Source organism: Clostridium sp., assembly GCF_032552055.1.
Classification (GTDB): Bacteria; Bacillota; Clostridia; order Clostridiales; family Clostridiaceae; genus Clostridium.
Window position 1 is genome coordinate 1 of sequence record NZ_JAWGSV010000112.1, and the last position, 10,034, is coordinate 10,034.

General features: G+C 28.9%; 6 protein-coding genes and 1 pseudogene. All 7 read right to left on the minus strand.

The features are described from left to right. Positions 1-756: 756 nt before the first annotated feature. Entirely contained in the window at positions 757-2,004 is a 1,248-nt protein-coding gene (dcm, locus tag E6248_RS08990) for a DNA (cytosine-5-)-methyltransferase (protein WP_316340482.1), read from the minus strand. A gap of 90 nt (positions 2,005-2,094) precedes the next feature. Further along, positions 2,095-4,176 (minus strand): AIPR family protein, encoded by a 2,082-nt coding sequence (locus E6248_RS08995; RefSeq protein WP_316340483.1) that lies wholly within the window; start codon positions 4,174-4,176, stop codon positions 2,095-2,097. A 4-nt stretch (positions 4,177-4,180) separates the two neighbouring features. Then, complete coding sequence (locus E6248_RS09000) at positions 4,181-5,098, minus strand: PD-(D/E)XK motif protein (RefSeq protein ID WP_316340484.1); 918 nt, start codon at positions 5,096-5,098, stop codon at positions 4,181-4,183. Next, a complete protein-coding gene (locus E6248_RS09005) occupies positions 5,098-7,815 on the minus strand; it encodes a Z1 domain-containing protein (RefSeq protein WP_316340485.1) in 2,718 nt (905 codons plus the stop codon). Before E6248_RS09005 ends, E6248_RS09000 begins: the two co-directional genes overlap by 1 nt. After that, entirely contained in the window at positions 7,808-9,271 is a 1,464-nt protein-coding gene (locus E6248_RS09010) for an ATP-binding protein (protein WP_316340486.1), read from the minus strand. Before E6248_RS09010 ends, E6248_RS09005 begins: the two co-directional genes overlap by 8 nt. A 224-nt stretch (positions 9,272-9,495) precedes the next feature. Further along, positions 9,496-9,771: pseudogene (locus E6248_RS16410) on the minus strand (M20/M25/M40 family metallo-hydrolase); the annotation flags it as partial. A gap of 18 nt (positions 9,772-9,789) precedes the next feature. Beyond that, positions 9,790-10,034, minus strand: a 245-nt coding sequence (locus tag E6248_RS09015) for a peptidase dimerization domain-containing protein (protein ID WP_316340487.1), incomplete at its 5' end; no start/stop codon positions are given.

A 10,034-nucleotide genomic window follows, 5' to 3' on the forward strand; every position in this document is an offset into this window, starting at 1 on the left:
ATGTTAATGAAAATAACTCTAAATTTTATAAAACTTCCCGATTGTCCACTTAATAAGAATCATCCATAAGTTGAATATAAATACAATGATTCTCTGTCTTTATCTTTAGATATCTAATAAATAAAAAAACTCCTACCTCTAAAAACTTAGAGGCAGAAGTAAACTTCCACGGTTTCACTCTAATTATCTTTTATATAATACATAATTATGTAAAGAGACATCTTAATTTATTGGTACATAAATACCTCAACGCTATAACAGGCGTCCCCGCTGAAGTCTACTAAAATTTCGATTCAGAGCTCAGAGATGCACTTCAATTAATATCTACTTAAAATCCCTTACAGCCAAGGGGATTTCTCTCTGCAAGTTTTTATTAATTTACTATTCTCGTCTTTGCTTTTTACTATCGGATTACTTTTATTTGTATGATATTATATAACGGAGGTATAGGAAGTGTTCTTGGAATGTAGAAGATTTTATTAACTAGACAAACATAAAAATAATACTTACAAATACTATTTTTTGTTTTTGTGTAAAAATTTCATCGTGAAAATCTTTATTTAGTATTCATGAAATTATTTCTATAATTTTACTTGAGACAGTAGCTAGTTTTATATAAATATAAAACTAGCTACTGTTTCATGAAATGCAAAAAAGATGACTCCTGTATAATACAGAACTCATCTTTTAGATAAGAGCACTCTTTTTCAGATATTTTTTTATAAAACTTACAGTTTTATCTCTAGATACTTATTTTCAATTTTTTAGTATATTCTTATTAACATAGTCAAGTTGCTTAAATATATACTCTAAAACATTAACTACAATACTATTACCAGCTAGCTTGTACAATTTATTATATGTAAAAAAACTTCTATTACTTGAAATATTAAAATCATTTTCTATTAATCTTTGATAATCCTCTTCATCGAATCCCATGAACATAAAACATTCACGTGGAGTTAGGTACCTAAAAATACTTTTACCTACTCTTCCACTATCATAATCAATAACTCCAGAATTGGGATTTCTATCCTGTTTTGTTGTTATTGTTGATATTACACTAATGTATTTACTATTATCATAAATTATATCATTCTCATCATATATTTTTCTTCTTGATGGAGTATCATTAGGTTGACTATTGTTTGCTTCTAATCTATACCTCTCTTCATTATAATTAAGTTTTAGTATTTCTCTAATATTCTTTTGTTGGATATTTAATTTTTGCCTATAAATATCAGTTTCTAAGTCATGATTTATAAAATAATCATCCACCAACGCCTTTTCATCATTATTTCTGCATTTAACACTTAACATAAATACTCTCTTCCTTTTCTGAGGTATCCCAAAGTCTTGTGCATTTAAATTATATATTACATTGTAATATCCCATATCTGTTAATATACTTTGCCACTCCTGAAAGTTCTTCCTATGAGTTGCTGATAATATATTACTTACATTTTCCATTAACAAAAACTTAGGAAGTTTTAAATTTAAATCTCTTCTCTCAACTAATAATCTTTCTACTTCCCATAACATACCTGATCTGTTATTTGCATCTCTATTAATACCACTATTATTTCCATGCCAAGCGCCTGCTATTGATAAATCCTGACAAGGAAATGAATATGTAAATAAATCAATTTCTTCTGGCAAATCATTTCCCTTAATATCTGTGATACTAGTTAAATTATTACTTCTCCTAATAGCAGCTAATAAATGTTCTAATTCTATCTTAGACATTCTCTTTAATCCTGCAAGAGTCATTGGTGATTTACCATCACTACTCAATGTATAATCTTTTAAAATATCTACTAATTCATCTTTTGTCATCTTTTTATATTCATCTAATACAGGTGGACCATAGTGAATAATATCATATGCAATAATTGCATTTATATCCCAATCTATTGTTGCTAAAATTTCATGTTCAACTTTAATATTTTTTAATGCTTTTATTTGGCTTCCAATTCCGCTAAATGATTCTACAACTCTTAACACTATTTTGTCCTACCCTTCAAAAATCAAACTTCATCTACATTGTAATTGTATCAAAATTTCTATAAAAAATCTAATTTTAGTATATTACACTTATGCACTATACCCCTCGTCTCGTGCTTTATCTTTTAGTTTTAATAGCGTTAAACATTGTTTTATACTGGGAAATTTTCCTGATGATTCCATATTAGATGCAATTTTTAATATGGATTGTTCCATAGGGGATAGAATATTCCTTTTTAAACCCCAAGTAAGTATATCATTCCAATATTTTGCGCCAAGATTAAATACTTCTATCTCTACATTTATTTCATTTTCAACTTTTCTATTTTTAATTTCTTCTTTTATTTCTGCCTTTTCTTCTTCTTTAGGAATCAATGTACTTAAAAAACTTCTTGTTATTGTCCACTTTTCAGATTTAGCACGTGTCCAACATAATTCTTTTTTACACCATTCAGTTACATTCATAGTAAGCTTATCTTTTCTAGTAATAAAGTCAAATACTTCCTTAGTTAATATTACTAATTGTTCTTCTAATTCTTTATATATTTTTTGATTGTTCCAAATACGTTTAAAATCAAAAGCCATATTGGGAATATTACTCCTAATATAATTAAAAATTATTGCTAAACTATATGTTACAATATTGGCTCTATAGGCTTTAATCTCTTTATACCAATCTAAATTGGAAACTAATTTTTCTGTTTCCTTAAAAACAATACCTAAAGAAATCGTTTTTTTGTAATAATACTCATTAAAAAATGCATCTGATTTACTCCACTCTTTATCAATCCTACTAGCAAATTCTCTCATACTATACTGAGCTCCTTTACTAACTATATCTGGATGTCCATCATAAGTATTCATATATTTTGCAAGATCAACTTTCTTTATAACTTGATTCTTAGGGTTTTTTAATAAATATTTCTTTCTCTCAGCCAAGGTTAGCTTCATTTGTTCTTGTGTATGTTGCCCCCTAGCACGCTCATAGAACCAAATAGTCTGATATTGCTTACCGTCTACTGCCGGTGCAAATATCTTTCTTGAATATTGTTCCATTCTAATATGATATGGATGATTTGAAAAGAAATCAGCTTCATCCACCTTATTTTGGCTATTTGCACAACGTGAAATAACTGGTATAATCTCCTCTGCAGTCTCTGTATCTACAACCGACAACTTCATAGGAACCATAATATTAGAAACATCTTTTTTGTCTTGAAGCACTGCATTTGCTATTGAAGCTGTAGTTTGTCCACCATTTATTATTTGTAAATCTTTTAACTTAGTAATTACTAAACCATTTTCACTAACTTCAGATTCTATTTCTGTCGCTGTTGCTGCAATACCATTATTATACGCAAAAAACATCTCTGGCTTATTTAGAATAGTTGCTCTAATTTGCTTATTAACCTTTCCTCTAATACTTAAAAATGATCTTACATTACCTTCCAATAATCTTGATCCATATTCAATATATAAATTTGCCAATACATTTCCTGGAACAGCAGTTAAATATGATTTATATTGTTCTTCTTCATAATCAACAGCTAGGATGGATGGAAGCCCCTGATCCATATAATCAAATAAGTTTATCTCTATGGCTTCTTTTTGCATTTTAGACTTAACTAAATTGTAAAACCTATTCAAATCCCATACATTTACTTCAACATTCTTTCCTTCAATTGGTTTAGATTTAATGGTTTTAACTCTATCACTTAAAACTTTATCAGTTAAAATATAGAACTTAAATTTAGTAATTCTCTCAAATCTATCTTCTATAGTTCTAGCAAATCCATACCCCTCGCTACTTTCTTCACATCTAGTTCTTATAAAACCATTTAAAGCATGTTTAACATATGACTCTAACCTTCCATATAATTTCTCTATGTCTGCATTATTTATAGATATTAATTCACCTGAATTTGTAAAATCTGATATTGCTAATATACAACTTTCATCAGCTTCATCATATGCAAATCCATCTATTTGCATCTTTTTATTTCTATTTCCTGTTACCTCAAAATAGGATTCAATAAAATCTTCAAATTCCTCAGCTGTTTCAAGTAATCCTGTTGCATATTTTATAAATTCACTAGTTGGATCACTTATATTTACATCTGCCCCTACTCTTATATCTCCCAATATTGCTTCTTTATACTCATATATATTCATAATACTAATTCACCCTTAAAAATTTTTTAATATTTACTAATGAAATATCATAACTTACACCTACGACACCTTCAATTAAATCTTTTTCTAAAATTCTAGGAAATCCATCTTTTACTGTGTAGATATCTCTTCTTATGAATCTATAATTATAATTATCATACTCTTCTTCACAGCTATATCCAGCTTCAATGAGCTTTGATTGGAATAAAGACATCATTTCAAATTCCTCAAATATAGTAAAAAGTTGGTTAATCAATGGATTCAAACTAATAGCTCCCTCAACATTTTCATTAGTTGCTTCTAGTAAATATAATACTAAACTCCCTTCAACATTCGAATCTAACTGTTCAATTGAACTAATCTTAACCTTTGAAGCCCCTTGTCTCACCGTTTTTATTTCATACCAAGTATCCTTTATTTCATAGTCCTTATGACTTTTACTTGGCCCGCCCCATGACATAATGGCATCCGATTTTCCATAAGTAGTAATCATATAATCTCTCAAAAATAATAGCTCACCAATTAATCCAACAACTTGATTCTCTGTTAGTAATTCTGCATTTTGTCTTTTAAACATGCTTCTCCATTTATTCCATCTTGCTATGATATAAGCTAAGTATGATGAGCATTTTGCATTTCTTGTAGACTCAATAATATCTTCACAAAACTTATAAAAAATAGTTACTTTATCTTTGTCTAATAATTTAAATGTGAGGTTAATACTAGTTTCATTTTTCTTTTTTAGCTCAACTTGTATCGCATTAGATGAATTTACTTTGATAGGTCTCCCATATAGATAAATGCTCATTGATGGAAAATTATCTTCAGAATATCCTAAATATATATCTAATGGATGGTTTTCATCTACTCGTCTATAAGTTCTAGTTACTTTTTCACTTTCAAATTTATCCATTATTATCATTATTCATCATCTCCATAATCATTAAGATCTCCGAATTGTAATAGTTCTCTCTGAATCTTATTTATTTTGTATCTTGCGTAATGAGAATTACTTCCAGATAGATTTGGTATACCAATGCTTAATCCTACTATATCTTCTAATACATTTGTATTTCTAAAATCTTCCGACTCTCTATCTGTCCTTAAATCAATATAATATATTACTAATAGTGGATTTCTTTTCCCATATCTAAAATATGCTTTTTGACTTAATGTATCTACTTTTTTTTCATTATCCTTTTCGTATTCTCTTCGTATTTCTTTTATCTGACTTTCATTTAAGAAATACATTCCATCGCTTGGACTACCTAATCTTTTCTTATTCCCTGATAACTTAATTATTTTATTATCATTATCTAATAAATATTTTCTTTCTACTTTTTTTGCTTCAAAAGTATCAATAAAAAAAGTTTTCTTTGCACTTCCAGAAGCAAATGCAATATCCCATCTTTCTAATTCATCTCCTACATAACCTTCTATAAACTCTTTTATACTATCACAATCAAAGCAATTATTAAGTACTGAAACATTAAAATTTCTTAAAAATTCTGTAATATAAGATTTATCAACATCTCCGAATCCTACTGTTTTACCTAATGTCTTAACTTTATAATTCTTTAATAGATTTTCTTTTAATGAATTTACTGCCTCTTTATTCAATTCATTCATTGCAATATCATTATAAATGCATGGTGTTTCAATTACCTCACCACTAAGTGATATACAGACTTCCATATTACTTGCTGTTCTCATCTTATTTCTAGCTGTAACTAATAAAGTATTAACATCCGACCTAACTCTGATACCGAATTCTTTTGGAGTTCTTCCTGATTTATCATACTTTTTTAGATCATTTCTTAACTCTTCTGTAGCTCTATTTATTTGCTTATACCATTCTATCCCATCTTCCTCCATCCATATTCTACATAGATCATCATATCCACCTCTATATCCAAACCAACGCCCCATTTGCATTAACGTATCGTACATCTTTGAGTTTCTATAAAAATAGCTTACTATTAATCCTTCTAATGTAAGTCCTCTAGATAAGCTTAGACCACCTATTGCTATTGCTCTTAGTCCTACCTCTTCGTACTCTTCGTAATTAAGGCCATTACTATTATCTTTATTAACTGTAGTTGTAATTATTGGTGCTATTGACTTATATAGTTGTTTTGAAATCTCTTTCCAAGTAAACTCTAGATGAGAATATTGCCTTTCAAATGTTTTATATAGACTTCTAAAATATACACTATTATTTAAAGCTTCACTTGCTGATAGTTGTGAAAAAATTCTTGCACTAGCTTGTATCTCTTTTAAATAATTATTTACTAAAACAGCAAGAGAATTTTGAATATTGGTAAACCTACTAACATTAATAAGCATAGACCTATGATTTTTAATATCTCCTCTTAAATCTCTTATTACATTAGCTAATAAGAATGTCTCGATAGCTTCTATCATATCTGATGGCATTGCATCTAATATATGCCAATTTTTATGCTTATATGGAATATATAACTCAATTACTTCTTTATTAATTTTCCTTAACATTCCTTTATGCTCTCCATCTTCCCCAAAAATATCTCTAGCTCCAATATAATTACTTGGTGCGTTTAAGCAATAGATATAGTCCTTTGGAAATAAATCTTCATTTTGCATTGAATCATTTGTCTCTGGGTCAATGAATATATTAGCAAAAGGTGTTGCTGTAAAACCTACATAACTTGCTCTTGTAAACATTGCTAACAGTTCACGTATTTTACCATTGATTGTTGTAGGATTCTGATCTTCATTATTAGTGTTAACAGATGCATTATCTGATTCATCATCAACAACTAATATTGAACTGTCAATTTTATCTTCTCCATTTGCATTAAACATTTTTAACCATTTATTTAAATTTCTCAAAGTAGAAACATTTTTCTTGATTACAAAAATCATTGGTTGATTTACTTGTCCAATCTTAATCCCAACTGTGTTAGCTAAATTAGTTTTAAAATCGAATTCTGTCGTTGTAAAAACAACTGGATATACGCTTGGATTATAATTTCCTACACCTATAATATTATCATTCTTTCCTTTCATCAATGCCTGACTATCCATTCCAACAAAACCTTCATCTATTCTTGATTGCGTTTGCTTTCTGAGCTTTTCAATAACACCTGTCAATAATACGATAACTTTATATCCTGAATCTGCTGCTTTACATATTAACCCTGTATAATTTGATGTTTTTCCTGATTGAACATCTCCAATAATCAATCCTCGCCTTTGAAACTGTCCCTCTATATCTGGATTTCCTAAAAGATCTGTTAAATTATCTAACATTTCATCCATAGTATTAACTACGTTATGTGCAAAATGTTTCTCTTCTAGTAAATACTTACTATATCTATCCCAATAAGCCATACTTAATTCTGCTTTTTTACTTAGAAACCACTTTTGATGTCTCTCTTCCCCCTCTAAAACGTATCCTTTGCTTAATTTTATAGATCTTTCAGCAGTAATTCTGTTTTTGACGTACTTTTTATCTTCTTCAGTTACCTTTCCCATTAACATAGGCATTATAGAATACTGTTCAATATATGTATCAATAATATCCTCTTCCTCAGTTTTTTCATTAATAATAGTGGTTAAAACTAAACTATACAAAAATTCTTTTGGATCATTATTCAATCTCATATACCTCCTTAATTTTAGTTATTATCTGATTAAAATTGCAATATGGCTCAGTTGAAATAAAAGCCTTTGCCATAATCTTATAATCCATGCCACTTTCTTTCGCATATTCTACTTGCTCTTTTACCTGCATATATAACTCTTCTACTCTTTCTTCATCTTCTACTGATTGTTCTACAACTTTCCCTTTTGCTACATCTACATATAAATTAGTTATAGGGAACCTTTCTTCTAATTGTGTAATCATCTCATTCAGATACTTTAATTGTTTTAAATTAAGTGATGCTTCTAAAATCTTTAGTTGAGGAATATCCCTATTTACTCTGTACTCATAATAATTATCTCTAACTTCTATACGTTCCCATATTAGATTTATATCTGTTGATTGAATTTTTCTTCCTCTGTATGTATGAACAGCCTCACTTCCCCCTACCGATTCAATTACACAATTATATAGACTCCTTTTTATAATATCCGGTAAATTAGCTGAACTCTTTTTTATATCAATATTCCACATATAATCTAAATCACTTGGTATATCAACCATTACCCTTGCTAACTTACTTAATTCATCTTTTCTCTCTAGCCTAAACCACGTTCCCCATATAATAAGTCTCTCATTCCTATATATATAAAAACCTTGTTCGTTTCTTAAACTTTCTTTACTTCCTACCTTTTCGATATCTTTTAATGTTAACTTATTTAAATGCGGTAATATATATGGTTTTACTACTATATTAAATCCATTAATATTGACATTTTGACTTCTCTTTATCTGGGTTCCTTTATGGTTACTTAAAAACGGCTCTCTACCTTCAACCTTTTTATTATTTACTGAAATTTCAACCTTTCTTTCAAGAAATCTATGAAATACTAATGCTAAGTGATTAATCATACTATCAACTTTATTAGTTAATGTTTTATTCAAATCATTAGTTGATTCCTTAATTCTATCAAATTGTTCTAATAATACATACGTACCTGTATCCACCTCATTAAACATTTCTATTTCTGGAAACATAAGTATTTCTTCTTTAGTATAACCAATCATTGACCAAGAAGCTTTTTTAATTATATAGTCTAAGTCCCATGAATAACATGAAAGTTGTCCATCTTTTTTACTAACTACAACTAATTTCCTACATTGCGATAAAGAAGCTGATTTTAATCCTAAGCCAAATCGTCCTAAATCAGTTACCTCTCGCTTTTCTAATGGATTTTTACTTCCATATCTCATAGCTTCCTCAATTTCATTTTTATTCATTCCGCATCCGTTATCGAAAATAATGATATAAGGCTTATTTCCTAATGAAACTTTAATATCTATTTTACTAGCATTTGCACTTATACTATTATCAACAATATCAGCAATAGCAGACTCAAAAGAATAACCTAGTGATCTCATTGATTCGATTAAACTAGGCGCAAATGGAATACTTTCTTTACTAAACATAATTTTTATCCCTTTCCTAAGTATCTTCCTAAAAACTAGTTAAATATACCCAATATATATTTATCGTATATATTATACTATATTTTCATATTATAACACTATTTACCTAAAATCCAAATATTAAGCTTGCTTAGTTTGAGGATATAAATACAAAACATTCTCTAATTTAATAAAAGAGTATATTGGGTGATAGAACCTCTTACCACTCAATATACTCCTTTAATCTATGATAATACCTTTCTCACCAAAGCAGCAAAATACCTAGCAACCACAATCAAAGCCTCTTCATCCAAATTATAAGATGGATGATGCCACTCCTTACTTCCTCCAACTCCCATCCATAAAAAATATCCTGGGATTTTAGTTTGGTATAAGGCAAAGTCCTCTCCACCTGCACTTTGTTTAGCTTCTACAACCTTATATCCTAATTCTGTTGCAGCTTCTATTACTACTTTAGTGTATTTTTCATCACTATAGACAGATGATGCATATGGATACCATCTAAAGTCTACCTTTGCTCAAAAGGCTGAGGCTATTCCCTCTACATTTCTTTTCATTAAACCTGGAATAATATCACGAACATCATTTTGGAATGTTCTTACTGTCCCTTCAAGTTCAGCTTTTGAAGGTATTACATTCCAAGTGTTTCCTGCTTGAAATCTTTTTATACTTATAGCTACATTGCTAAATGGAGTTAAGTTACGACTTACAACTGTTTGTAAGCTAGAAACTATTTGGCTTGCTACTACAATAGGATCAATAC

Bases quoted from the DNA above. Each gene is read 5' to 3' on its own strand.
- E6248_RS08995 (WP_316340483.1), bottom strand. From the start codon at position 4,176: ATGAATATATATGAGTATAAAGAAGCAATATTGGGAGATATAAGAGTA.
- E6248_RS09000 (WP_316340484.1), bottom strand. From the start codon at position 5,098: ATGATAATAATGGATAAATTTGAAAGTGAAAAAGTAACTAGAACTTAT.
- E6248_RS09010 (WP_316340486.1), bottom strand. From the start codon at position 9,271: ATGTTTAGTAAAGAAAGTATTCCATTTGCGCCTAGTTTAATCGAATCA.